The sequence below is a fragment of the Burkholderia sp. 22PA0099 genome, assembly GCF_047497165.1.
GTDB lineage: Bacteria > Pseudomonadota > Gammaproteobacteria > Burkholderiales > Burkholderiaceae > Burkholderia.
Genome location: NZ_CP163164.1, coordinates 761,796 through 786,861, shown reverse-complemented (window position 1 = coordinate 786,861; position 25,066 = coordinate 761,796). Strand labels below are relative to the sequence as shown.

General features: G+C 63.4%; 16 protein-coding genes and 2 rRNA genes. 13 read left to right on the top strand and 5 right to left on the bottom strand.

Annotated elements, in window-relative coordinates; translation table 11 throughout:
* Nucleotides 1-38: 38 nt before the first annotated feature.
* Nucleotides 39-2,918, top strand: a 23S ribosomal RNA gene (locus AB4851_RS03450).
* Nucleotides 2,919-3,111: 193 nt separating this feature from the next.
* A 5S ribosomal RNA gene (gene rrf / locus AB4851_RS03445) occupies nucleotides 3,112-3,225 on the top strand.
* Between the two features lie 59 nt (nucleotides 3,226-3,284).
* Here rrf and AB4851_RS03440 read toward each other — a convergent pair.
* Complete coding sequence (locus tag AB4851_RS03440) at nucleotides 3,285-4,610, bottom strand: PQQ-dependent sugar dehydrogenase (protein WP_414448433.1); 1,326 nt, start codon at nucleotides 4,608-4,610, stop codon at nucleotides 3,285-3,287.
* Nucleotides 4,603-5,052 (bottom strand): DUF2231 domain-containing protein, encoded by a 450-nt coding sequence (locus tag AB4851_RS03435; protein WP_414448432.1) that lies wholly within the window; start codon nucleotides 5,050-5,052, stop codon nucleotides 4,603-4,605. The genes AB4851_RS03440 and AB4851_RS03435 overlap by 8 nt, the downstream gene beginning before the upstream one ends.
* A 454-nt stretch (nucleotides 5,053-5,506) precedes the next feature.
* Here AB4851_RS03435 and AB4851_RS03430 point away from each other — a divergent pair, with 454 nt between their 5' ends.
* Nucleotides 5,507-6,559, top strand: coding sequence for a LysR family transcriptional regulator (locus tag AB4851_RS03430; RefSeq protein WP_414448431.1), 1,053 nt, complete (start codon nucleotides 5,507-5,509; stop codon nucleotides 6,557-6,559).
* 30 nt (nucleotides 6,560-6,589) lie between these two features.
* Here AB4851_RS03430 and AB4851_RS03425 read toward each other — a convergent pair whose 3' ends face one another.
* Complete coding sequence (locus AB4851_RS03425; RefSeq protein ID WP_414448430.1) at nucleotides 6,590-7,483, bottom strand: LysR family transcriptional regulator; 894 nt, start codon at nucleotides 7,481-7,483, stop codon at nucleotides 6,590-6,592.
* A gap of 291 nt (nucleotides 7,484-7,774) precedes the next feature.
* On the opposite strand from AB4851_RS03425, the gene AB4851_RS03420 reads away from it, so the two are divergent.
* From AB4851_RS03420 to glyA, 5 genes are all read left to right on the top strand, one after another.
* The gene (locus tag AB4851_RS03420) at nucleotides 7,775-8,278 is read left to right on the top strand and encodes a DUF4148 domain-containing protein (protein ID WP_414448429.1); all 504 of its coding nucleotides are present in this window, start codon (nucleotides 7,775-7,777) and stop codon (nucleotides 8,276-8,278) included.
* A 386-nt stretch (nucleotides 8,279-8,664) separates the two neighbouring features.
* A complete protein-coding gene (locus AB4851_RS03415) occupies nucleotides 8,665-9,915 on the top strand; it encodes an efflux RND transporter periplasmic adaptor subunit (protein ID WP_414448428.1) in 1,251 nt (416 codons plus the stop codon).
* A 13-nt stretch (nucleotides 9,916-9,928) separates the two neighbouring features.
* Complete coding sequence (locus AB4851_RS03410) at nucleotides 9,929-13,117, top strand: efflux RND transporter permease subunit (protein WP_414448427.1); 3,189 nt, start codon at nucleotides 9,929-9,931, stop codon at nucleotides 13,115-13,117.
* A 5-nt stretch (nucleotides 13,118-13,122) separates the two neighbouring features.
* Entirely contained in the window at nucleotides 13,123-14,643 is a 1,521-nt protein-coding gene (locus tag AB4851_RS03405; RefSeq protein ID WP_414448426.1) for an efflux transporter outer membrane subunit, read from the top strand.
* A gap of 332 nt (nucleotides 14,644-14,975) precedes the next feature.
* Nucleotides 14,976-16,232 carry a serine hydroxymethyltransferase gene (gene glyA / locus AB4851_RS03400; protein ID WP_414448425.1) on the top strand — a complete coding sequence of 419 codons (1,257 nt, stop codon included), beginning with the start codon at nucleotides 14,976-14,978 and terminating at the stop codon, nucleotides 16,230-16,232.
* Between the two features lie 58 nt (nucleotides 16,233-16,290).
* On the opposite strand, the gene AB4851_RS03395 is transcribed toward glyA, so the two are convergent.
* Nucleotides 16,291-17,199 (bottom strand): LysR substrate-binding domain-containing protein, encoded by a 909-nt coding sequence (locus tag AB4851_RS03395; protein ID WP_414448424.1) that lies wholly within the window; start codon nucleotides 17,197-17,199, stop codon nucleotides 16,291-16,293.
* Nucleotides 17,200-17,303: 104 nt separating this feature from the next.
* Here AB4851_RS03395 and AB4851_RS03390 point away from each other — a divergent pair, with 104 nt between their 5' ends.
* From AB4851_RS03390 to AB4851_RS03380, 3 genes are all read left to right on the top strand, one after another.
* On the top strand, nucleotides 17,304-18,176 hold the full coding sequence (locus tag AB4851_RS03390; RefSeq protein WP_414448423.1) for an aldo/keto reductase family oxidoreductase: 873 nt from the start codon (nucleotides 17,304-17,306) through the stop codon (nucleotides 18,174-18,176).
* A 330-nt stretch (nucleotides 18,177-18,506) separates the two neighbouring features.
* Nucleotides 18,507-19,607: a branched-chain amino acid aminotransferase gene (locus AB4851_RS03385; RefSeq protein WP_414448422.1), complete on the top strand. Its 1,101-nt coding sequence runs from the start codon at nucleotides 18,507-18,509 to the stop codon at nucleotides 19,605-19,607.
* A gap of 325 nt (nucleotides 19,608-19,932) precedes the next feature.
* A complete protein-coding gene (locus AB4851_RS03380) occupies nucleotides 19,933-20,835 on the top strand; it encodes a hypothetical protein (RefSeq protein WP_414448421.1) in 903 nt (300 codons plus the stop codon).
* Between the two features lie 66 nt (nucleotides 20,836-20,901).
* Here the strand turns inward: AB4851_RS03380 and AB4851_RS03375 are convergent, their stop codons facing one another.
* Nucleotides 20,902-21,690: an IclR family transcriptional regulator gene (locus AB4851_RS03375; RefSeq protein WP_414440968.1), complete on the bottom strand. Its 789-nt coding sequence runs from the start codon at nucleotides 21,688-21,690 to the stop codon at nucleotides 20,902-20,904.
* A gap of 236 nt (nucleotides 21,691-21,926) precedes the next feature.
* Here AB4851_RS03375 and pcaF point away from each other — a divergent pair, with 236 nt between their 5' ends.
* Both pcaF and AB4851_RS03365 read left to right on the top strand, forming a co-directional pair.
* A complete protein-coding gene (gene pcaF / locus AB4851_RS03370) occupies nucleotides 21,927-23,129 on the top strand; it encodes a 3-oxoadipyl-CoA thiolase (protein ID WP_414448420.1) in 1,203 nt (400 codons plus the stop codon).
* A 338-nt stretch (nucleotides 23,130-23,467) separates the two neighbouring features.
* Entirely contained in the window at nucleotides 23,468-25,012 is a 1,545-nt protein-coding gene (locus AB4851_RS03365) for a methyl-accepting chemotaxis protein (protein ID WP_414448419.1), read from the top strand.
* The last annotated feature ends 54 nt before the right edge of the window (nucleotides 25,013-25,066 follow it).

The following is a 25,066-nucleotide window of genomic DNA, read 5'->3' as shown; positions in this document are numbered from 1 at the left end:
AGCGACTGTCGAGCGCAAGCGAGACAGACTCGTTATAGGGTCAAGCGAACAAGTGCATGTGGTGGATGCCTTGGCGATCACAGGCGATGAAGGACGCGGTAGCCTGCGAAAAGCTACGGGGAGCTGGCAAACAAGCTTTGATCCGTAGATGTCCGAATGGGGAAACCCACTCCTTTTGGAGTATCCATGACTGAATACATAGGTCATGTGAAGCGAACGCGGTGAACTGAAACATCTAAGTAACCGCAGGAAAAGAAATCAACCGAGATTCCCAAAGTAGTGGCGAGCGAAATGGGAAGAGCCTGTACTCTTTATTTGTATTGTTAGTCGAACGCTCTGGAAAGTGCGGCCATAGCAGGTGATAGCCCTGTAGACGAAAACAGTATGAAAGAACTAGGTGTACGACAAGTAGGGCGGGACACGTGAAATCCTGTCTGAAGATGGGGGGACCATCCTCCAAGGCTAAATACTCGTGATCGACCGATAGTGAACCAGTACCGTGAGGGAAAGGCGAAAAGAACCCCGGGAGGGGAGTGAAATAGATCCTGAAACCGCATGCATACAAACAGTCGGAGCCTCGTAAGGGGTGACGGCGTACCTTTTGTATAATGGGTCAGCGACTTACGTTCAGTAGCAAGCTTAACCGAATAGGGCAGGCGTAGCGAAAGCGAGTCCGAATAGGGCGTTCAGTTGCTGGGCGTAGACCCGAAACCAAGTGATCTATCCATGGCCAGGATGAAGGTGCGGTAACACGTACTGGAGGTCCGAACCCACTAACGTTGAAAAGTTAGGGGATGAGCTGTGGATAGGGGTGAAAGGCTAAACAAACTTGGAAATAGCTGGTTCTCTCCGAAAACTATTTAGGTAGTGCCTCGCGTCTCACCTTCGGGGGTAGAGCACTGTCATGGTTGAGGGGTCCATTGCGGATTACCTCGCCATAGCAAACTCCGAATACCGAAGAGTGCAATCGCGGGAGACAGACATCGGGTGCTAACGTCCGGTGTCAAGAGGGAAACAACCCAGACCGCCAGCTAAGGTCCCCAAATATAGCTAAGTGGGAAACGAAGTGGGAAGGCTAAAACAGTCAGGAGGTTGGCTTAGAAGCAGCCATCCTTTAAAGAAAGCGTAATAGCTCACTGATCGAGTCGTCCTGCGCGGAAGATGTAACGGGGCTAAGCTATATACCGAAGCTGCGGATGCACATTTATGTGCATGGTAGGAGAGCGTTCCGTAAGCCTGCGAAGGTGCACTGTAAAGTGTGCTGGAGGTATCGGAAGTGCGAATGCTGACATGAGTAGCGATAAAGGGGGTGAAAGGCCCCCTCGCCGTAAGCCCAAGGTTTCCTACGCAACGTTCATCGGCGTAGGGTGAGTCGGCCCCTAAGGCGAGGCAGAAATGCGTAGCTGATGGGAAGCAGGTCAATATTCCTGCACCATTGTTAAATGCGATGGGGGGACGGATCGCGGAAGGTTGTCCGGGTGTTGGAAGTCCCGGTCGCTGCATTGGAGAAGGCGCTTAGGCAAATCCGGGCGCAGAATTCAAGGGTGTGGCGCGAGCTTCTTAGGAAGCGAAGCAATTGGAAGTGGTTCCAAGAAAAGCCTCTAAGCTTCAGTTTAACAGTGACCGTACCGCAAACCGACACAGGTGGGCGAGATGAGTATTCTAAGGCGCTTGAGAGAACTCGGGAGAAGGAACTCGGCAAATTGGTACCGTAACTTCGGGATAAGGTACGCCCTTGTAGCTTGACTGGCCTGCGCCAGGAGGGTGAAAGGGTTGCAATAAACTGGTGGCTGCGACTGTTTAATAAAAACACAGCACTCTGCAAACACGAAAGTGGACGTATAGGGTGTGACGCCTGCCCGGTGCCGGAAGATTAAATGATGGGGTGCAAGCTCTTGATTGAAGTCCCGGTAAACGGCGGCCGTAACTATAACGGTCCTAAGGTAGCGAAATTCCTTGTCGGGTAAGTTCCGACCTGCACGAATGGCGTAACGATGGCCACACTGTCTCCTCCCGAGACTCAGCGAAGTTGAAGTGTTTGTGATGATGCAATCTCCCCGCGGCTAGACGGAAAGACCCCATGAACCTTTACTGTAGCTTTGCATTGGACTTTGAACCGATCTGTGTAGGATAGGTGGGAGGCTATGAAACCGGAACGCTAGTTTCGGTGGAGCCGTCCTTGAAATACCACCCTGGTTTGTTTGAGGTTCTAACCTTGGCCCGTGATCCGGGTCGGGGACAGTGCATGGTAGGCAGTTTGACTGGGGCGGTCTCCTCCCAAAGTGTAACGGAGGAGTACGAAGGTACGCTAGGTACGGTCGGAAATCGTGCTGATAGTGCAATGGCATAAGCGTGCTTAACTGCGAGACCGACAAGTCGAGCAGGTGCGAAAGCAGGTCATAGTGATCCGGTGGTTCTGTATGGAAGGGCCATCGCTCAACGGATAAAAGGTACTCTGGGGATAACAGGCTGATACCGCCCAAGAGTTCATATCGACGGCGGTGTTTGGCACCTCGATGTCGGCTCATCTCATCCTGGGGCTGTAGCCGGTCCCAAGGGTATGGCTGTTCGCCATTTAAAGAGGTACGTGAGCTGGGTTTAAAACGTCGTGAGACAGTTTGGTCCCTATCTGCCGTGGGCGTTGGATATTTGAAGGGGGCTGCTCCTAGTACGAGAGGACCGGAGTGGACGAACCTCTGGTGTACCGGTTGTCACGCCAGTGGCATCGCCGGGTAGCTATGTTCGGAAGAGATAACCGCTGAAAGCATCTAAGCGGGAAACTCGCCTTAAGATGAGATATCCCTGGAGGCTTGACCTCCTTGAAGGGTCGTTCGAGACCAGGACGTTGATAGGTCAGGTGTGTAAGCGCAGTAATGCGTTCAGCTAACTGATACTAATTGCCCGTAAGGCTTGATCCTATAACAAGTCTGCGTCGATGATCGTTTGTGCTTCAGCACTGACGAGCATCCCGTCCTGAACCGCAGGTTCAGGATCTTAAACAGCGCGACAAGTTATACAGCATTGAGTCCTCGTGTGCCGATACACACAACTCATTACTACTTCTTCCAGATTGGATGTGGCGCTCAAGCAGCGACGCATCAACCCCTTTAGCCTGATGACCATAGCGAGTCGGTACCACCCCTTCCCATCCCGAACAGGACCGTGAAACGACTCCACGCCGATGATAGTGCGGATTGCCCGTGTGAAAGTAGGTAATCGTCAGGCTTCCCCTTCAGAACCCCCGCTGCGAATGCAGTGGGGGTTTTGTCTTTGGGGCTTCTGAATCAGCCCCCCGCTCCCGTCACCCGCCAAACGGTATTGCCGACATCGTCCGCGATGATCAACCCGCCTTCTCGGTCTTGCGTCAGGCCAACCGGCGCACCGTGGAGCTGCTCTTCGTCGTCGGACGTAAAGCCCGTGACCACCGGCTTTGGCGCTCCCGTGGGTTTTCCATCTTTGAACGGCACATACACCACGGCATAACCGCTCAACGGTGAGCGATCCCAACTGCCATGCTCGCCGATGAACGCGCCGCTCCGATACTCCGCCGGCAGGTTGTTGCCTGTGTAGAACCACAAACCGAGCGGTGCGACGTGCGAGCCAATCGCGTAATCGGGGCTGATCGCCTTGGCGACGAGATCCGGGCGCTGCTGCTTCACACGCGAATCGACATGTTGCCCGTAATAGCTGTACGGCCAGCCGTAGAAACCACCATCCTGAATCGACGTCAGATAATCGGGCACGAGATCGGCACCGATTTCGTCGCGTTCGTTGGCGATGGCCCAGAGCTTGCCGCTCTTCGGTTCCCATTGCAGCCCGGTGGGGTTGCGCACCCCTGATGCGTAAATGCGGCTCGCGCCCGAGGCCACGTCGACTTCGAGAATCGCCGCGCGTCGATATTCGACGTCCAGGCCGTTCTCGCCGATATTGCTGTTCGAACCCACGCCGACATAGAGCTTCTTGCCGTCGGGGCTGGCGAGCAGCGACTTGGTCCAATGATGGTTGACGGTGCTCGGCAGGTCGGCCAGCTCCACGCCGGGCGCGCTGATCGACGTCTGGCCGGTGGCGTACGGGAATTTCAGCAGCGCATCAGTATCGGCAACGTAGAGCGTATTGCCGATCAACTGCACGCCGAACGGCGAATCGAGCTTGTCGATGAACGGGTATTTGTCCCATTCGCCGTTGCCGCCCGGTTTCCTGCGCAGCAAGGTGATCCGGTTGCCGCCCGGCGCGCCCTTGCCGGCGCGGCTCGTGATCATTCCGGCAATCAATTGCTTGGGAGAACTGACGGGTTCCGTGTGCGGGCTGTTCGACTCGACCACCAGCACATCCTGATTCGGCAGCACATAAACTTGCCGCGGATGTGCCAATCCCGAAGCGATTTTCTCGATTTTCAAGCCCGGGGCAATCTTCGGCGTTTGTCCGTCCTGCCAGCCCACGCCCTTCGGCACCTGTATCGGCGGCATCAGGAAGTTGCGTGCGCTTGGCAGCGGCGGATTCGCGCCGGATTGATGTTCCGTATCGTATTGCGCCTTTTCGCTGCAAGCACCGAGCAGCATTGTCGCCGCGATGGCGGTGGCCAGCACGTTCAGTGAGAGCGACTTATTCATGACGGCCCCCTTGTGCGCCGAAGCCGAACTTGCCGAACGCGAGCGTCAGTTGGCCGAGGCCGAGCAATACCACCGTGATCACCGAAAGTAGTACGTTCTCCGGAACAATCGCGTAGGCGTCGCGGCTATGCACGAATGCGTTGGCAATTGCGGCGATAATGCCGGCCAGGTTCAGCCAGAAGTCGAGGCGTTCGGTACGCAACACCGGGCGGCGAGACGGTAGCCAGACATGCCCGAGATTGAGCAGGCGCGGCACGATCGCCATCACCAGCCCGATGCTGACGAGCCAGGACGCGCCCTTGGCCCAGAGCACGTTGGCGGTATTGGCGTAGACGATGTCGAAGATCAGTGTGCCGACGAACAGGCCGTAGGGAATTGGATTGAGCAGGTCGAAAATCGCGGTGGCGAACCGCGACCGATAGCTCGGGCTGGCTGGAGTCATGAAAAAATCCTCGTGTCTGATTGGAAGAAGGTGAACAATCACGCGCGACCGCAGCAGAAGCGATACGGTCGTCCCACTGACGCCACGCTGGCGGCGGCGTCATCAGCTCTCAGGTCATGTCGATGTAGCGAAGCACGGTGATGCAGCCCGCGATCGCAACGCGGTACACGGGCCTCGTGAAATATAGGCCAGCTTTGGCCGATGCGTATCGAAGCGAATCGCTTCATGTCGCGGCAAACCGGTATCGATGCGCGCGCAACGGCATCGCGCAGCCGCCGGATCGTTGGCACACCGATGCACTCCGCACTTCCGTTCGCCACGCTTTAGCCGCCATTTCGGCATGCGCTTATGAAGGCCATTCATCAATGGCTGTGCGAAGATACGCGCTCGGTTCGCAGCCCTTTGCGACAACGCCGGCATTGTCTGCCGGCCCGCTTTAACGGAGCCATGGCGAATGCCCACCCTCGACAACATGCGTTTGTTCGTGAAGGTTGTCGAGACAGGCAGCTTCACGAAGGCGGCCCAGGCCGCCCACGTCGCGACGCCCCAGGTGTCGCGCGCCATTGCCGCGCTCGAATCGCAATTGCGCGTGCGCTTGCTGAATCGCACCACGCGCCGGATCGCCGTCACCGAAGCCGGCGAACGCTACCTCGTGCACTGTCGCCAGATTCTCGATCTCGTCGATGAAGCGGAGGCCGAAGCGTCGGGCGCGGCGCGCTGTCCGTCGGGGCGCCTGCGCGTGCACGCCACCGCGGGCTTCGGCCGGCACTACCTGGTGCCGCGGCTCGCGCGTTATCGCGAGCGCTATCCCGAGGTCATGATCGACCTGACACTCGCACAGCGTGTGCCCGATCTGGTCGACGAAGGCTACGATCTCGCCGTGGTGGTGGCCAGCGAGTTGGGCGATTCCACCTTGGTCGCGGAACGCATCGGCACCACCTACAGCGTGTTGTGCGCATCGCCGGCGTATCTCGCCCGCGCGGGCGTGCCGGCCGCGGTGGCCGATCTGCACGACCATGTCTGCCTGCAACTCGTGGTGCCGAATGCCTCGACCAGCGCCTGGCAGCTCGAAGGCGCTACGTCGTCCGAACTATTCATGCCGGAACAGGAATGGCCGTTCGTCGTCAACGTCGCGGACGCGATGGCCGATGCGCTGCGTTCCGGCATGGGCATCGGGCCGTTGCCGATCTCCACGGCGCTGGAAGGCTTGCGCGACGGTTCGCTGGCGCGCGTGCTGCCGGCCTGGCGGTTGCGCTCGAACGGCATCCATGCGCTCTATCCGTCGCGGCGGCATCTGGAGGCGAAGGTGCGCACGTTCATCGATTACCTGCGTGCGGTCGTGCCGCCGGTGCTGGAGCTGGAATCGCATGCGCTGTCGTCGCTGACCGGCGCGGCGAATCCGCACGCGGTGCGCTCGTCGCATGACAGGGACGACGATAAGCAGGCAAATGGCGCCGAGCCCGAGCAGCCGCTGGAACACCACGACCTGAGCGACTGCGACGCCTGAACGAACCCGCCCGACGTCAGGTGGAAGGCGTCAGTCGCGATGGCGCAGTGCGTCGATCACGAGCGAGAGCGCGCGCGACGATTGCCGGCGGCTCGGGTAATAGGCGTGATAACCCGGAAACGTGGTGCCCCATTCCTTCAGCACGCACTTGAGATGACCGGCGCGAACGTGCGGCATCAGTTCGTCCTCCGGAAGATAGGTCAGCCCGAAGCCTTCCAGCGCGGCGGCCAGCATCTGCGGCGTGCTGTTGAAGATCAACTGGCCGTCGACGCGCACCAGCACGTCGTGCTTGCCCTTCTTCAACTCCCACGCATAAAGGCTGCCGCGCGTGGGCAGGCGCAGGTTGATGCAGGCGTGTTCGAGCAGATCCTGCGGGCACTTCGGCAGCGGGTTGCGCGCGAAATACTCGGGCGAGCCGGCGATCATCATCCGCACGTCGGGGCTGATGCGCACGGCGATCATGTCGTTGGCCACCTGATCGCCGAAACGCACGCCGATGTCATAGCGCTGCGCCACGATGTCGGACAGGTTGTAGTCGATCGACATCTCGATCTTGAGCCCCGGGTAATCGGCCAGCAGCGGCTTGAGCCGCGGCCAGAGGATCGAGTTGACCGGGTGATCGGTCGCGGTAATGCGGATCAGGCCGACCGGCTTGTCGCGCAGTTCGGACAGCGCATTGAGTTCGGATTCGATCTCGTCGAAACGCGGCGCGGCCACGTGCATGAGCCGCTCGCCGGCCTCGGTGGTGGCGACGCTGCGCGTGGTGCGCGTCAGCAACCGCACGCCGAGCCGCGTTTCGAGGCCGCGGATCGTATGGCTCAGTGCCGATTGCGACACGCCCAGTTGCGCCGCCGCCTTCGTGAAACTGCGTTCGCGCGCGACGGCGAGAAAGGCCAGGAGATCGCTGAAATTGTCGCGTGCCATCGAGGAACCCACCGGGCGGTGGACATAAATTCGAGATAAAGATCGTGCATGCTATCACCGGCTCGAAACGCACGTGTGGAGTGTGGCCGTTCGTGAGGGTGCGACATGATGGCGCTCCGATTGATGAACGTCATTCATAAGGCCATGCCGTATCGAGCGGCTAATCAAATAATCCGGACGCTGTTACATTGCGGTTCGCCGGAAGATGAGCGTGGTTTCCGGCGCGCTTGACCAACGACGAAGTCAGCCGGCGGACACCTTGCCGGCAGCCGGATTCACGCACACTACCCCGTGCGCATCGTTGGCCGCGAAGCGACCGGCACGCGTTCATCGCCATCGGCGCGCCCTGAAGGGCACGCGATATCAGTTTCAGGAGGCTGGCGCCGCAAGGCGCGGGAGACGGGCGCCATTCAAGGCTCGAGCGAAGCGGTTCGCACAAGACGAACCGGCCGCGACAGGCCTGACGGCGCCACGACGGACGCAGCGACGTCCGAACGTACGAACCGAGCTTTCTGGAGTTGCCACATGAAGTCGTATTGCAAGGCCGCCATTGTCGCGGCCGGTTTCGTCGTTCCCGCCATTTCGTTCGCGCAAGGCAATGCACCGTTGACGCGCGCGCAGGTTCGCGCGGAGCAGGCCCGCTACGAGCAGGCCGGTTTCAATCCCGCGCGCGACAACCCTTCGCATTGGGTGGACGACCTGCAGGCCGCGTCGGCCCGTGTGAATGCCGAACGCAACCGCAGCATGCGGACGGCCAGTGGCGGCGCGAACCCTATGCCAACTATTGCAAATTGAGTTTGATTCAGCGCAACAATTTTCTGTTTGTGATAGGTTCCCGCTCCACTCATCAGTTTGATGTGTCCGGGCGCCGGGTCATGCATTGGCTACGGTCCGGTCGCGCATCCACTGACGTTGCACCGGAACGGGGTGTCCGATGCAGCGATCGAGCCGGGTCCCGGGGTTCTTCGTCTTTTTTGTGTCCGCGCTGCGTGCCGCTTCGCGGATGCCGTCGTCGCATCGTCTAGTCGTGGCCGCTCGTTCAGGGCGAGCGGCGGCGAGCGTGACACGGGCCGACGCCGCGATCGTGGCGCCGGCGCTTGTCGTCCCCGTGTTTGCCGCATCGTAACCGGCGCAGTGTCGCCGGCCGGTGCCGTTTCGTTGATTCTTATAGAGGTCGCTCCATGCGCGTCGAACGGGTTTCTTATCGCATTATTCCTGTCGCAGCAGCCGTAGCCGCGCTGCTTGCCGCCTGCGGAAAGCAGAATGCGGCTCCGCCGCCGTCCACGCCGGAAGTCGGCGTCGTGACGGTCCAGCCGCAATCCGTGCCGGTCGTCTCCGAACTGCCGGGCCGCACCAATGCCTTCCTGGTTGCCCAAGTGCGGGCGCGGGTCGACGGCATCGTGCTGCGCCGCGAGTTCACCGAAGGGGGGGATGTGAAGGCCGGCCAGCGCCTCTACAAGATCGACCCGGCGCCGTACATCGCCACGTTGAACAGCGCCAAGGCCACGCTCGCCAAGGCCCAGGCCAACCTGGCCTCGACCAACGCGCAGGCCGCGCGCTTCAAGGTGCTGGTGGCCGCGAACGCGGTCAGCAAGCAGGATTACGACAACGCCGTGGCCTCGGCCGGCCAGGCCGCCGCCGACGTCGCGTCGGGCAAGGCCGCCGTGGATACCGCGCAGATCAACCTCGGCTACACCGATGTGCTCTCGCCCATCACCGGCCGCATCGGCATCTCGCAGGTCACGCCGGGCGCCTACGTGCAGGCCAGTGCGGCCACGCTGCTGTCGACCATCCAGCAGATCGATCCGATGTATGTGGATCTGACGCAATCGAGCCTCGACGGCCTGAAGCTGCGCCAGGACATCCAGAGCGGCCGGATCAAGACGGCCGGCCCGAACGCGGCCAAGGTCAAGCTGGTGCTGGAAGACGGCAAGACCTACCCGCTCGAAGGCAAGCTGCAATTCACCGATGTGACGGTCGACCAGACCACCGGTTCGGTCACGATTCGCGCGCTGTTCCCGAACCCGAACCGCGTGCTGCTGCCGGGCATGTTCGTGCGTGCACGCATCGAGGAAGGCTCGAACGACAACGCGTACCTGGTGCCGCAAGTCGGCGTCCAGCACGATCCGAAGGGCCAGCCGACGGCGCTGGTGGTCGGCTCGGACAACAAGGTGGCGTCGCGCGTGCTGACGACCTCGGGCACCTACGGCCAGAACTGGGTGGTCGAGGGCGGCCTGCAAACGGGCGACCGCGTGATCGTGCAGGGCGTGGGCAAGGTTCAGCCGGGCGCGACGGTCAAGCCGGTCGCGGCGCAATTGCCGCCCGACCCGAACGCGGCATCGGATGCGAGCGCTGCATCCGCGCCGGCATCCGGTGCATCCGGCGCATCAGCTCCCGCAGCTTCCGCATCGGGCGCGTCCGCAGCGAAGTAACAAGAGGTCCTAAATGGCAAAATTCTTTATTGATCGGCCAATTTTTGCGTGGGTGATTGCGATCGTGCTGATGCTCGTGGGCGTCGCATCGATCTTCACGCTGCCGATTTCGCAGTACCCGACGATCGCGCCGCCCGCGGTGCAGATCACGTCGACGTACCCGGGTGCATCGGCGAAGACGGTCGAGGACACGGTCACGCAGGTGATCGAGCAGCAGATGAGCGGCCTCGACAACTTCCTGTACATGTCCTCGACGAGCGACGACTCGGGCACCTCCACGATCACCATCTCGTTCGCGCCGGGCACCAACCCGGACATCGCGCAGGTGCAGGTGCAGAACAAGCTGTCGCTCGCGACGCCGGTTCTGCCGCAGGTCGTGCAGCAGCTCGGCCTGAAGGTCACCAAGTCGAGCTCGAGCTACCTGTTGTGGATCGCGTTCAACTCGGAAGACGGCAGCATGGGCCGTAACGACCTGACGAACTACGTCGCGTCGCACGTGCTCGATCCGCTGAGCCGCCTGAACGGCGTCGGCCAGACGCTGCTGCTCGGCTCGCAATACGCGATGCGGATCTGGCTCGACCCGACCAAGCTGACCAACTACAGCCTGACGCCGGCGGACGTGTCCAGCGCCATCGCCGCGCAGAACGTGCAGATCGCGGGCGGCCAGATCGGCGGCACGCCGGCCAAGCCGGGCACCGTGCTGCAGGCGACCATCACCGAGCAGACCCTGCTGCAGACGCCGGAGCAGTTCGGCAAGATCCTGCTGAAGGTCAATCAGGATGGTTCGCAGGTTCGGCTGAAGGATGTCGCGCAGATCTACCTCGGCGCGGAAAACTACAACTACGACACGAAGTACATGGGCCAGCCGACCGCCGGCGTCGGTATCCAGCTTGCGACGGGCGCCAACGCGCTCGCCACGGCGGGTCTGATCAAGGCCAAGGTCACCGAGCTGTCGAAGTACTTCCCGCACGGGATGGTGGTGCACTACCCGTACGACACCACGCCGTTCGTGAAGCTGTCGATCGAGGAAGTGGTCAAGACGCTGCTGGAAGGCATCGTGCTGGTGTTCCTCGTGATGTATCTGTTCCTGCAGAACCTGCGGGCCACGATCATCCCGACCATCGCCGTGCCGGTGGTGCTGCTCGGCACGTTCGCGATCATGAGCGCGGCCGGCTTCACGATCAACACGCTGTCGATGTTCGGCCTGGTGCTCGCGATCGGCCTGCTGGTGGACGATGCGATCGTGGTGGTGGAAAACGTCGAGCGCGTGATGTTCGAGGAAGGGCTGTCGCCGAAGGAAGCCACCAAGAAGGCGATGGGCCAGATCACCAGCGCGCTGGTGGGCGTGGCGCTGGTGCTGTCGGCCGTGTTCGTGCCGGTGGCGTTCTCGGGCGGCTCGGTGGGCGCGATCTATCGCCAGTTCTCGTTGACGATCGTGTCGGCGATGGTGCTGTCGGTGCTGGTGGCGTTGATCCTGACGCCGGCCCTGTGCGCGACGCTGCTCAAGCCGATCGAGAAGGGCCATCACGAAGAGAAGAAGGGTTTCTTCGGCTGGTTCAATCGCAACTTCGACAAGGGCCGCGAGAAGTACCACGTCGGCGTGCACCACGTGATCAAGCGCTCGGGCCGCTGGCTCGTGATCTATCTCGCGGTGATCGTCGGCGTGGGCTTCCTGTTCGTGCGCCTGCCGAAGTCGTTCCTGCCCGATGAAGATCAGGGCTACATGTTCATGATCGTGCAGACGCCGCCGGGCTCCACGCAGGAAACCACGGCTCGCACGCTGAAGGACATCACCGATTACATGGCGAACAGCGAGAAGAACGTCGTGGATTCGGTGTTCACGGTGAACGGCTTCAGCTTCGCCGGCCGTGGCCAGAATGCCGGCCTGGTGTTCGTCAAGCTCAAGCCGTTCGAAGAGCGTCTGGCCGACGACCGCAAGGTGCAGGCCCTGATCAAGCGGACCTTCGGGCACTACTCGGCCTACAAGGACGCGATGGTGATCCCGTTCAACCCGCCGTCGATTCCCGAACTGGGCACCGCAGCCGGCTTCGACTTCGAGCTGACCGACAACGCGGGCCTCGGCCACGATGCGTTGATGGCCGCGCGCAACCAGTTGCTCGGCATGGCCGCCAAGGACCCGACGCTGGCGCTGGTGCGTCCGAACGGCCTGAACGACACGCCGCAGTACAAGGTCGATATCGATCGCGAGAAGGCCGACGCGCTCGGCGTGACGCCGTCCTCGATCGACCAGACGTTCTCGATCGCGTGGGCCTCGCAGTACGTCAACAACTTCCTCGATACGGACGGTCGTATCAAGAAGGTGTACCTGCAGGGCGATTCGCCGTTCCGCGTGACGCCGGAAGACCTGAGCGTCTGGTACGTGCGCAACAGCTCGGGCGGGATGGTGCCGTTCAGCGCGTTCGCCACCGGCCACTGGACCTACGGTTCGCCGAAGCTCGAGCGCTACAACGGTATCTCGGCCGTGGAAATCCAGGGTCAGGCATCGACGGGCAACTCGACGGGGCAGGCGATGAACGCGATGTCCCGGATCGCGGCGCAGTTGCCGAACGGCATCGGCTATTCGTGGACGGGCCTGTCGCTGCAGGAAGTGCAGTCGGGTTCGCAGGCGCCGATTCTGTACGGCATCTCGATCCTGGTGGTGTTCCTGTGTCTGGCGGCGCTGTACGAAAGCTGGTCGATCCCGTTCTCGGTGATCATGGTGGTGCCGCTCGGCGTGATCGGTGCACTGATCGCGTCGACGCTGCGCGGCCTCGAGAACGACGTGTTCTTCCAGGTCGGCTTGCTGACCACGGTGGGCTTGTCGGCGAAGAACGCGATTCTGATCGTGGAATTCGCGCGTGAATTGCAGCTTACCGAGAAGATGGGCCCGGTCGAGGCAGCGCTGGAAGCGGCGCGGCTGCGGTTGCGTCCGATTCTGATGACGTCGCTGGCGTTCATCCTGGGCGTGCTGCCGCTGGCGATCAGCAACGGCGCGGGCTCGGGCAGCCAGCACGCGATCGGCACGGGCGTGATCGGCGGCATGATGACGGCCACCTTCCTCGCGATCTTCATGATTCCGATGTTCTTCGTGAAGGTGCGGTCGATCTTCGGCGGCGAGAAGGAAGACCCGGATCAGGCGCTGCGTCTCGCGCAGGAACACGCACACCGCACGCAAGAAGGCGACGGCAACCAGGAACATTGATGACCATGCGAAAAATCGTTTTGACGGCAATGGCGTTCGCGCTCGTCGCTTCGGGCTGCACGATGGCGCCGCATTACAAGCGTCCGGATGCGCCCGTGTCGGGCTCGTTCCCGTCCGACGGCGTCTACGCGACGCAGCCGGGCGCGAGCGACGCGCGCAGCGCCCAAGGCCAGGCCGCGCCGGACATCGGCTGGCGCAACTTCTTCGCCGATCCGCGCTTGCAGCAACTGATCGAATTGGCGCTGAAGAACAACCGCGACCTGCGTGTCTCGGTGCTCAACATCGAGGCGGCGCGCGCGCAGTATCAGATCACGCGCGCCGAACTGCTGCCGACGCTCGGCGGCACCGGCACCGGCTCGATCGAGCGGCTGCCGGCCGGTATATCGACCACCGGCGCTCCGCTGATTACGCGCGACTACAACGTCGGCTTGTCGGCGTCGTGGGAGCTGGACCTGTTCGGCCGAATCCAGAGCCTGAAGGATCAGGCGCTGGCGCAATACCTGTCGACGGCACAGGCCCGCAAGGCGCAGGAAATCTCGCTCGTCTCGCAGGTGGCGGATCAGTATCTGACGCTGCAATCGACCGACGACCTGCTGAAGGTCACGGAAGACACGCTGAAGAACGCGCAATCGTCGTACAACCTGACGAAGCTGCAGTTCGACAACGGCACCGGTTCGGAGCTGGATCTGCGCCAGGCGCAGACGGTGGTCGAGCAGGCGCTGGCCAATCAGCAGGCGCAAGCCCGGGCACGCGCGCAAGCCGTGAACGCGCTGGTGCTGCTGGTCGGCGAGCCGCTGCCCGACGATCTGCCGGCCGGTTTGCCGCTGAACAACCAGAACCTGCTGACGGATATTCCGGCCGGCTTGCCGTCGGATCTGCTGACGCGCCGCCCCGACATCATGGAGGCCGAGCAGACGCTGCGCGCGGCCAACGCGAACATCGGCGCGGCCCGTGCGGCGTTCTTCCCGAAGATCTCGCTGACGGCCGCGTTCGGCACCGCGAGCCCGACGCTGGGCGGCCTGTTCAAGGCCGGCACGGCGGCGTGGTCGTTCGCGCCGAACATCGCGCTGCCGATTTTCGAGGGCGGCTCGAACATCGCGAACCTCGATCTGGCGCATGTGGAAAAGCGCATCGAGATCGCGAACTACGAGAAGGCGATCCAGTCGGCGTTCAGCGAAGTGTCGAACGGCCTGGCGGCGCGCGGCACCTACGATCAGCAGATCGCGGCGCTGGCACGCAACGAAGAGGCGCAGCAGCGCCGTTACGATCTGTCCGACCTGCGCTACCGCAACGGGGTGGACAGTTATCTGACGGTGCTGACGGCGCAAACCGACCTGTACACGGCGCAAACCACGCTGATCTCGGCACGCCTCGCGCGCTGGACCAACCTGGTGGACTTGTACCGCGCGCTGGGCGGCGGCTGGATCGAGCAGACCGGCGATCAGCCGCGCGAAGCCGATGCGCCGGTGGATTACGGCAAGCAGGCCGCGCCGGCTGCGGCGGCCTCGCAAGCCAAGGCGGGCTGACCCCGGTACGGGCGGCGGCATGGATTGCCGCCCGCGCCTCACGCACACCCCGGAAGCCCTCGCGGTTTCCGGGGTGTCGTTTTTTGTCGAACCGGAATGCGTCGAGCCCGTCATGCCGCGCGCGATGGCGAAGCGTCACCGACCTGTCAGCGGGCGACATCGATCCGGCCTCGTTACCCCCTGCGCCGATTCCGTCCTATCGCGTTGTCGCAATTCTTCTAGATGCGAACCGGCGCTTCCGCTTGAATAACGTTCCGAATCAGGCAATTTGATCGAGGCACGCCGCGGCTGCGGCGCAGGTAAGTCTTTTGACGACGGACGTCGGGAAAATCATGTTCAACTATTCCACCAGCACCATCGAAGCGGTCGATCCGGACCTCTGGCAAGCCATCCAGCACGAAAACCAGCGCCAGGAAGATCACATCGAACTGATCGCTTCCGAGAACTACACCAGCCCGGCCGTGATGGCTGCGCAAGGTTCGCAACTGACCAACAAGTACGCGGAAGGCTACCCCGGCAAGCGCTATTACGGCGGCTGCGAGTACGTGGACGTGGTCGAGCAACTGGCGATCGATCGCGTGAAGGCGCTGTTCGGCGCGGAAGCGGCGAACGTGCAGCCGAACTCGGGTTCGCAGGCGAACCAGGGCGTGTTCTTCGCGGTGCTGAAGCCGGGCGACACGATCATGGGCCTGAGCCTGGCCGAAGGCGGCCACCTGACGCACGGCATGGCGCTGAACATGTCGGGCAAGTGGTTCAACGTGGTCAGCTACGGCCTGGACGCGAACGAAGACATCGATTACGAAGCACTGGAAAAGCGCGCGCACGAAACCAAGCCGAAGCTGATCATCGCGGGCGCCTCGGCGTTCTCGCTGAAGATCGATTTCGAGCGGATCTCGCGCGTGGCGAAGGACATCGGCGCGTACTTCATGGTCGACATGGCGCACTACGCCGGCCTGATCGCAGCGGGGCTGTATCCGAACCCGGTGCCGCACGCCGATTTCGTGACCACGACGACGCACAAGAGCCTGCGCGGCCCGCGCGGCGGCGTGATCCTGATGAAGGCGGAGTTCGAGAAGCAGATCAACTCGGCGATCTTCCCGGGGATCCAGGGCGGCCCGCTGATGCATGTGATCGCGGCGAAGGCGGTGGCGTTCAAGGAAGCCGGTTCGGCGGAATTCAAGACGTATCAGCAGCAAGTGGTGGACAACGCGCGCGTGCTGGCGGAAACGTTGGTCAAGCGTGGCCTGCGGATCGTGTCGGGCCGCACGGAAAGCCACGTGATGCTGGTGGATCTGCAAGCGAAGAAGATCACGGGCAAGGCGGCGGAAGCGGCGCTGGGCCTGGCGCACATCACGGTGAACAAGAACGCGATTCCGAATGACCCGGAAAAGCCGTTCGTGACCTCGGGCGTTCGCCTGGGCTCGCCGGCGATGACGACGCGCGGCTTCGGCACGAAGGAAGCCGAGATCGTCGGCAACCTGATCGCCGACGTGCTCGAAGCGCCGGACGACGCGGCTACGCTCGAACGCGTGCGCGACCAGGTCAGCGAGCTGACGGCACGCTTCCCGGTGTACGGCGGTCGTTCGTAATCCTTGGCAATGCCGGCCCGGGCCGTCGTGCAATGCGGCGGCCCGGCGGATGGCCGGCTCAGGCCGGCGCGTCGGCGCGAATGAAATCGATGAACGCGCGCAACGGCGCCGGCACGAGCCGCCGCCCCGGGTAGTACAGAAACGGCCCGGAGAACGATTCCCACCACGGCTCCAGCACCGGTTCGAGCGCGCCGCTCTCGAAATACGGCTTCAGCCAATCCTCGAACAGATGCACGATGCCGGTGCCGGCCAGCGCGGCATCCACGGCCAGATCGACGGCCGCACCCAGTTCCACCAGCAACTGCCCCGACGGTTCGATCCGCACCTTTTCCCCATCGCGCTCGAAATCCCACGGCGGGATCGCGCGCCCCGGGAAGCGGCCGAGGATGCATTCGTGTTCGAGCAGGTCGCGCGGATGCGCGGGCCGCCCGCGCCGCGCCAGATAGCCGGGCGCCGCGCCGAGCGCGAGGCGCTGCACGCGCGGGCCGATCGGCACCGCGATCATGTCCTGTTCCAGCCGTTCCTCGTAGCGGATGCCGGCGTCGCAGCCGGCCGCCAGCACGTCGACGAAGCTTTCGTCGGCGGCCACTTCGAGGCGGATCTCCGGGTAGGCGGCCAGAAAGCGCGGCACGATCGACGGCAGCACCAGCCGCGCCGCGCTGACCGGCACGTTGAGCTTCAGCGTGCCGGCCGGGCGGTCGCGAAGGCCGTTGATCACGTCGATGGCCGCCTCCACTTCATCGAGCGCCGGGGCGAGCCGGGCCAACAGCCGCTCGCCGGCCTCGGTCGGCACCACGCTGCGCGTGGTGCGATTCAGCAGCCGCACGCCGAGCCGCGTTTCGAGCCGGCGCACCGCCTCGCTGAGGCCCGACGCGCTGTTGCCGGTGGCGCGTGCACCGTCGCGAAAGCCCTTCGCGCGCGCGACCGCGACGAACGCCTGCAATTCCGTGAGATCGACGCTGCTCATTGTTCGCTCCTTCGTACAAGCCGTGCGGATTATGGCGGCTTATCGATGGAATCGCCAGCGCGTAAGCTCTGGATTCCTTCACGTTGCCACCGCAGGAGCCTTACATGACCGCATCACTTCGTGCTTCCACCTTCGAACTCGGCGATCTGCCGGTGCACCGGATCGGCTACGGCGCGATGCAACTGGCCGGCCCCGGCGTGTTCGGGCCGCCGAAGGATCGCGCCGCCGCGCTCGCCGTGCTGCGTGCGGCCGTCGAAGCCGGCGTCGACCATATCGACACCAGCGATTTCTACGGCCCGTACGTGACCAACGAGCTGATTCGCGAGGCGCTGCACCCGTATCGCGACGATCTCGTGATCGTCACCAAGATCGGCGCGCGTCGCGGCGACGACGGCGCCTGGCTGCCGGCCTACACGCCCGACGAGCTGAAAAGCGCCGTGCACGACAACCTGCGCCGCTTGCAGCTCGATGCGATCGACGTCGTGAACCTGCGCATCATGTTCTCGACGCACGGCCCGGCCGAAGGCTCGATCGAGACGCAACTGAGCGCGCTGGCCGAGTTGCAGCAACAGGGGCTGGTGCGCCATATCGGCCTGAGCAACGTCACGCGCGCGCAGATCGAGGAAGGGCGCAAGATCTGCGAGATCGTGTGCGTGCAGAACCACTACAACCTCGTGCATCGCGCCGACGATGCGCTGATCGACGCGTTGGCCGCCGACGGCATCGCCTACGTGCCGTTCTTCCCGCTGGGCGGTTTCTCGCCGCTGCAATCGTCGGTGCTGTCTGGCGTGGCCGAGCGGCTCGGCGCGACGCCGATGCAGGTCGCGCTGGCCTGGCTGCTGCGCCGTTCGCCGAACCTGCTGCTGATTCCGGGCACCTCGTCGGTGGCCCACCTGCACGAGAACCTGGCGGCCGGCGATCTGGCGCTGCCCGATGACGTGATGCGCGAACTCGACGGCGTGGCCGCGGCCGCCTGACGGCGCAACGTCCCGACCGAGCGGCGGGACACCGCCGCGCCGTTACGCACGCCAAGGCATGCGACCCCGTATCCACGGCGGGCGGGCGGCGGCCGACCGTTGCTGACACGTCACTTTTAAGCACGTGCTGGCAATCATCGATTCCAGCCGGCGCGTGTCTAATTCCTTGTTTTTGTGAGGATTGGCGAGAAGGGGCGGCCCGGGTAGGAGAGCGAAATGGCGCTGCCCGGGCCATTCCGGGATGCGCGGAACGCTCAGGTCGATTACAGTGTCCGGTTATCACGGCGGCGGGCGTCCCCGCCGCTCTCTAGAACACCAGGAGCGGACCTCATGAGCACCGGCAGCACCTCGACTTTCCCGATCGAACGCCACCCGAACCCGACTTCCGCCGAAGAACGCGCGCGCCTGCTCGCGAACCCCGGCTTCGGCAAGATCTTCACCGACCACATGGTGACGATCCGCTATACGGAAGGCCAGGGCTGGCACGATGCGAAGATCGCTCCGCGCAAGCCGCTGGAAGTCGATCCGGCGATGCTCGTGCTGCACTATGCGCAGGAAATCTTCGAGGGCATGAAGGCGTATCCGCTGCCGGACGGCAAGATCGCGCTGTTCCGCCCGGACCAGAACGCCAAGCGTTTCCGCAATTCCGCGCGGCGTCTGGCGATGGCCGAGCTGCCCGAGGACCTGTTCGTGAACTCGGTGCGCGAGCTGGTCAGCCTCGAGCGCGGCTGGATCCCGTCAGCCGAAGGCAGCGCGCTGTATCTGCGCCCGTTCATGATCGCCAATGAAGTGGTGCTCGGCGTGAAGCCGTCCGCCGAATATCTGTACTGCGTGATCGCCACGCCGGTGGGCGCGTATTTCAAGGGCGACGCGTCGAAGGGCGTCTCGATCTGGGTGTCGGACAGCTACACGCGCGCCGCGCCCGGCGGCACGGGCGACGCGAAATGCGGCGGCAACTACGCCGCCAGCCTGGCCGCGCAGGCCGAGGCCTCGCGCGAAGGCTGCGATCAGGTAGTGTTCCTCGACGCCGTGGAGCGCCGCTGGATCGAGGAGCTGGGCGGCATGAACGTGTTCTTCGTGTTCGCCGACGGCTCGCTGCAAACGCCGCCGCTGACCGGCACGATCCTGCCGGGCATCACGCGCGCCTCGCTGATCGATCTGGCCCGCGACCTCGGCTACACGGTGCGCGAGGAAGCCTATTCGATCGAACAGTGGGAAGCCGATGCGAAGAGCGGCAAGCTCGTCGAATCGTTCGCCTGCGGCACGGCCGCGGTGGTCACGTCGATCGGCCAGGTGAAGGGCCGCAAGCACACGTTCACGATCGGCGACGGCAATGCCGGCCCGGTCACGCAGCGCCTGAAGCAGACGCTGGTCGGTATTCAGACGGGCAAGGAAGCGGACCAGCACGGTTGGGTGGATATCATCGGCTGAGTGGCTCGCAGCGATGCTTTGAAACGTGCGGATCAAATGCGCACGATCAGCTTGTTTAAAACCCCGCTGGCATAAAGCCGAGCGGGTTTTTTTATTCCTGAAGAATTTGAATTCGCCAATGTGGCGATTATTCATTGGCTGCTATCGATTTTTCCGACCTGCGTTTTTGATATCGATAAAGCCGAATCTTTGCCGCGTGGCACGTTATCCCTGCTTGACGGTTTATCTTTTTTCTCACATGCTTGCGGCGACTTGCACTGCCGTATTGATTCAGGTTTTTAAGCGTGCGATGTCATCAAATTAAAATGAAAAATCGGGGTGAGAAATGAGAGGATTGTCTGGTGCGGCGCAACTCGAGCGGGCCGGCCGCTTGACGGTGTTGGCATGCGTTGTTTCGACCTTGTATGCGTGTTCCGGTTTTCAAATCCAGGTGCCGACCAACTCGAGCACAACGTCCGGAGCGGATTCGTCATACGGTTATCAGCCGCTTGATCCGGTGTCGACCACGGTGCAGCCCATCGATGCTCAAGGCCATTGCGTGACCGGCAGGCCGACTCGCGACGAACTGCTCGGGGCCTTGCCTGACGAAACCATGCGGCTCGCGATCGGCAAGATCGATGCATCCGGAAAGGTGACCTACGGGCCAACGTCGATCAGCGCATCGAACAGCCAATATGTCGTCACCATCGACTATGTCAAATCGAATACGGTCGCCTTTTTTGTTAAAAAAGATGACCCTTCGCCGACCTCCAACGGTTTCACGGTGAGGGTGGTCGATAGTTATGAAAAAGCCGATAGCTCGGTGCCGGTTTATATCGGAATTGGTTTGCGTCTAACCGCGAATTTGACCACCAGCGCAGCGGGAATCAATCTGGGCAATTTGCTGGCGATTGGTGCGGCTGCCCAGGCGAACAAACTCAGCGGAACCCTGGTGCTGCAAACGATGGGCGTGACAGGGGAAAATATTTCCACGGCATTGCCGGTTCCCACCGAAATCAGCGTGGCGTCGATCCAGGGTGCGATTCAAGCGATCGGCACCATGAAGGCAAAACTGTATGACAGCAAGACGCTGATACAGCCGCGCGTTGTCGCTGTGTATAACACGCTCGGTGGCGGCACCACCACGATCAACGGATTCATTGCGTCGGTGCTGGGGCAGGTGCCTCGACTGAATGTGCCGATTGCCACGACGGCTGAAACCAAATTGCTAACTGCTTGCCCTATATAAGGGCGTTCTCCGACGTAGCAGGCCAGGGCGCGGCGGCGCGATTTCCCGCCCCGTCTCCCTTGCCCCTCAACTCCGGCGCGCCACCAACGCCGACACCCTCTGCGCCGCCTCCAGCAGCGGCTCCAGAAACTCCTTCACCATCTGCTTGGCCGTGTGCCGCTGTGCATTGCCGCTGATGTTCATCGCGGCGATCACGCGCCCGCGCCGGTTCTTGATCGGCGCGGACAGCGAAATCAGCCCCGCCTCCAGTTCCTGATCGACGATCGCCCAGCCCTGCTTGCGCACGGTGGCGATCTCGGCCTTCAGCGCGGCCGGATCGGTGATGGTGCGCGGCGTGTGCGCCTGGATCGGGCGCAGCGCGAGCACTTCGTCGAGCGCCGAATCGTCGAGCGACGACAGCAGCACACGCCCCATCGACGTACAGTACGCAGGCAGCCGGCTGCCGATCGACAGGTTGATGGTCATGATCTTGTGGGTCGGCACGCGCAGCACGTAAACAATCTCGGCGCGATCGAGCACGGCCGCCGAGCAGCTTTCGTGGATCTGCGCCGAAAGCTGCTCCATGACTGGTTCGGCCAGGTTCCAGAACGGCATCGACGTGAGGTAGGCGAAGCCCAGATCGAGGATTTTCGGCGTGAGCCGGAACAGCCGGCCTTCGGCCTCCACGTAACCGAGCGTTTGCAGCGTCAGCAGGATCCGGCGCGCGCCCGCTCGCGTCAGCCCGGTCGCCGCGGCGACCTCGGTCAGCGTCTGCTCCGGATGCTCGGCGTCGAATGCGCGAATCACGGCCAGGCCGCGCGCGAACGATTGAACATAGGAGTCGCCGGGTTTGGCCTGAAGATCGTCTGTACTCATGGGCTGGGGTCGTGTCGTGTAGCGGTGGAGAGTAGCGCAAGGGGACGGGTCGCGCCAAGCTTGGGTGCGGAGAATCGCCGCTGGGAGCGCCCTCGAACTTGACACGCCCCCGGCCGCCTCCCTATGATCGCAAAATAGTTCGATATTCGATCTTGTGTTCGCTTATAGAACATTCCGATGCGGCGCGGCGAGTGTGCCGGCGCGCATTTCATCCGAACGAAGTTCCGGAGACAACCATGACCGATGCATTCCTTTGTGACGCAATCCGCACCCCGATCGGCCGCTACGGCGGCGCGCTTTCCGGCGTTCGCGCCGACGACCTGGGCGCGGTGCCGCTCAAGGCGCTGGTCGAGCGCAACCGCGAAGTCGATTGGGCCGCGATCGACGACGTGATCTTCGGCTGCGCCAACCAGGCCGGCGAAGACAACCGCAACGTCGCGCGCATGTCGGCGCTGCTGGCGGGCCTGCCGGAAGGCGTGCCCGGTTCGACGGTCAACCGCCTGTGCGGTTCCGGCATGGACGCGATCGGCATCGCCGCGCGCGCGATCAAGTCGGGCGAGGCTGGGCTGATGATCGCCGGCGGCGTGGAAAGCATGAGCCGCGCGCCGTTCGTGATGGGCAAGGCCGCGAGCGCGTTCTCGCGTCAGGCCGAGATCCACGACACCACGATCGGCTGGCGCTTCGTCAATCCGTTGATGAAGAAGCTGTACGGCGTCGATTCGATGCCGGAGACGGGCGAGAACGTCGCGGCAGACTACGCGATCAGCCGCGCCGATCAGGACGCGTTCGCGCTGCGCAGCCAGCAGAAGGCGGCGCGCGCGCAGCAGGACGGCACGCTGGCGCAGGAAATCACGGCGGTCACGATCGCGCAGAAGAAGGGCGATCCGCTGGTGGTGTCGCGCGATGAACACCCGCGCGAAACCTCGCTGGAGGCGCTGGCCAAGCTGAAGGGCGTGGTGCGTCCGGACGGCACGGTCACGGCCGGCAATGCGTCGGGCGTCAACGACGGCGCCTGCGCGCTGCTGATCGCCAACGAAGAGAACGCGAAGCGTCACGGGCTGGTGCCGCGCGCGCGCATCCTGGGCATGGCGACGGCCGGCGTCGCGCCGCGCGTGATGGGCATCGGCCCCGCGCCGGCCACGCAGAAGCTGCTCGCGCAACTCGGCATGACGATCGACCAGTTCGACGTGATCGAGCTGAACGAAGCGTTCGCCTCGCAAGGCCTGGCCGTGCTGCGCATGCTCGGCGTGGCCGACGACGATGCTCGCGTCAACCCGAACGGCGGCGCGATCGCGCTGGGCCACCCGCTCGGCGCATCGGGCGCGCGTCTCGTGACCACGGCGATGTACCAACTGCATCGCACGCAGGGCCGCTTCGCGCTGTGCACGATGTGCATCGGCGTGGGCCAGGGCATCGCGCTCGCCATCGAACGCGTCTGATCGCGCCTTAGCGCCCCTCGCTCCTTGCCGCCCGCGTTCGCGCGGGTGGCCGACGGCAGCCTCGACCTTCGGTCGGGCTGCCGTTTTTCATGGGCGCGAGCCTTGCCACGTGCCGTCGATCACGGATCAATTAATTGGCAATTTATTGATGTAGATCTGGAAAATGAGGATTTTGAGAGCTTTTCTCCTGATCGGGTTAATGTTTTCCCCAATGCTGCCGTCAAAAAAGAGATAAGCCCGCAGCCGTTGCGATGCCACGCGGGCCCCAGCACGACCTGACCTGAATGAGAGAAGCCACGGTGGCCCATGCCTTCGACGCCGTGTGCCGGAGCCAATGAATGCGCAATAACCAGCCGGTCACGCAGCACGAATACGAATTCCCCGACGACGCGACGTTGATGTCGACCACGCGCGCCGACGGCACCATCACCTACGCGAACGCGAGCTTCGTCCAGATCAGCGGCTTCACGCCGGAAGAACTGGTCGGCGCGCCGCACAACACGGTGCGGCACCCCGACATGCCGCGCGAGGCGTTCGCCGACATGTGGGCGACCATCCAGGGCGGCGAGCCGTGGATGGCGCTCGTCAAGAACCGCCGCAAGAACGGCGACCACTACTGGGTGCGCGCCAACGCCGTGCCGCTGATGCGCAACGGCCAGCCGCAGGGCTATATGTCGGTGCGCACCAAGGCGTCGCGCGAGGACATCGCCGCCGCCGAAGCGCTGTATCGCGACTTCCGCGAAGGCCGCGCGGGCGGCCGGCGTTTCTACAAGGGCATCGTGATTCGCGGCGGTTTCGGCCGGCTCGCGTCGCTGCTCAAGACGATGTCGGTGCGCACGCGCATGTATGCGCCACTGGCGGCGCTGGTGCCGGTGGTGACGGGCGGCGCGTGGGCCTGTGGCGCGAGCGGGTTGCCGCTGGCCGGCGTGGCCGCCGTCACGGCGGTGGCCACGGGGCTGGTGGCGATGTGGCTCGACGCGCAGATCGTGCGGCCGCTGCGCGATCTGCACGAGCGCGCGTTGAACGTGGCGACCGGCGAGAGCCGCAACGGCCCGGCCGCCACGCGTGTCGACGAGATTGGCATGACGCTGCGCACGATCGACCAATTGGGGCTGATGTTCCGCTGGCTGGTGGACGACGTCAGCGAGCAGGTGCTGAACGTGCAGCGCGCCAGCAGCGAGATCGCGCAGGGCAACAACGACCTGAGCGCCCGCACCGAGCAGGCCGCGACGGCCGTGCAGCAGACGGCGTCGTCGATGGCGCAGATGACGGCCACCGTGTCGAACAACGCGGCCACCGCCTCGCAGGCGAACCAGCTTGCCGTGTCGGCCAGCGACGCGGCCTCGCGCGGCGGCCATGCGGTGGAAGAGATCGTCGGCACCATGAACGAGATCACCGACAGCTCGCGCCGCATCGCGGACATCATCGGCGTGATCGACGGCATCGCGTTCCAGACCAACATCCTCGCGCTCAATGCCGCGGTGGAAGCGGCGCGCGCGGGCGAACAGGGCCGCGGCTTCGCGGTGGTGGCGGGCGAGGTGCGCGCGCTCGCGCAGCGCAGCGCGAATGCGGCCAAGGAGATCAAGACGCTGATCGAGAACAGCGTCGATCGGGTGGCCTCGGGCGCGCGCCGCGTGGACGACGCGGGCCGCACGATGGACGACCTCGTGGTGCAGGTCAAGCGCGTGGCCGACCTGATCGCCGACATCAGCTCGGCCACGGAAGAGCAGAGCGTGGGCGTCGAGCAGGTGGATCGCGCGGTGGTGGATCTCGACAACATCACGCAGCAGAACGCGGCGCTGGTCGAGCAGAGCGCGGCGGCCTCCGAAAGCTTGCGCCAGCAGGCCACCTCGCTGGTGGATGCGGTGGGCGTGTTTCGCTGACGCAAACGACAACGCCTTCGCGGCGTGAACCGCGAAGGCGTTGTTCATTTCGCT

Bases quoted from the DNA above. Each gene is read 5' to 3' on its own strand.
- AB4851_RS03410 (WP_414448427.1), top strand. From the start codon at position 9,929: ATGGCAAAATTCTTTATTGATCGGCCAATTTTTGCGTGGGTGATTGCG.
- AB4851_RS03405 (WP_414448426.1), top strand. From the start codon at position 13,123: ATGCGAAAAATCGTTTTGACGGCAATGGCGTTCGCGCTCGTCGCTTCG.
- AB4851_RS03425 (WP_414448430.1), bottom strand. From the start codon at position 7,483: ATGGCACGCGACAATTTCAGCGATCTCCTGGCCTTTCTCGCCGTCGCG.
- AB4851_RS03380 (WP_414448421.1), top strand. From the start codon at position 19,933: ATGAGAGGATTGTCTGGTGCGGCGCAACTCGAGCGGGCCGGCCGCTTG.
- pcaF (WP_414448420.1), top strand. From the start codon at position 21,927: ATGACCGATGCATTCCTTTGTGACGCAATCCGCACCCCGATCGGCCGC.
- AB4851_RS03395 (WP_414448424.1), bottom strand. From the start codon at position 17,199: ATGAGCAGCGTCGATCTCACGGAATTGCAGGCGTTCGTCGCGGTCGCG.
- AB4851_RS03375 (WP_414440968.1), bottom strand. From the start codon at position 21,690: ATGAGTACAGACGATCTTCAGGCCAAACCCGGCGACTCCTATGTTCAA.
- AB4851_RS03385 (WP_414448422.1), top strand. From the start codon at position 18,507: ATGAGCACCGGCAGCACCTCGACTTTCCCGATCGAACGCCACCCGAAC.
- AB4851_RS03440 (WP_414448433.1), bottom strand. From the start codon at position 4,610: ATGAATAAGTCGCTCTCACTGAACGTGCTGGCCACCGCCATCGCGGCG.
- AB4851_RS03365 (WP_414448419.1), top strand. From the start codon at position 23,468: ATGCGCAATAACCAGCCGGTCACGCAGCACGAATACGAATTCCCCGAC.
- AB4851_RS03390 (WP_414448423.1), top strand. From the start codon at position 17,304: ATGACCGCATCACTTCGTGCTTCCACCTTCGAACTCGGCGATCTGCCG.
- glyA (WP_414448425.1), top strand. From the start codon at position 14,976: ATGTTCAACTATTCCACCAGCACCATCGAAGCGGTCGATCCGGACCTC.
- AB4851_RS03430 (WP_414448431.1), top strand. From the start codon at position 5,507: ATGCCCACCCTCGACAACATGCGTTTGTTCGTGAAGGTTGTCGAGACA.
- AB4851_RS03415 (WP_414448428.1), top strand. From the start codon at position 8,665: ATGCGCGTCGAACGGGTTTCTTATCGCATTATTCCTGTCGCAGCAGCC.
- AB4851_RS03435 (WP_414448432.1), bottom strand. From the start codon at position 5,052: ATGACTCCAGCCAGCCCGAGCTATCGGTCGCGGTTCGCCACCGCGATT.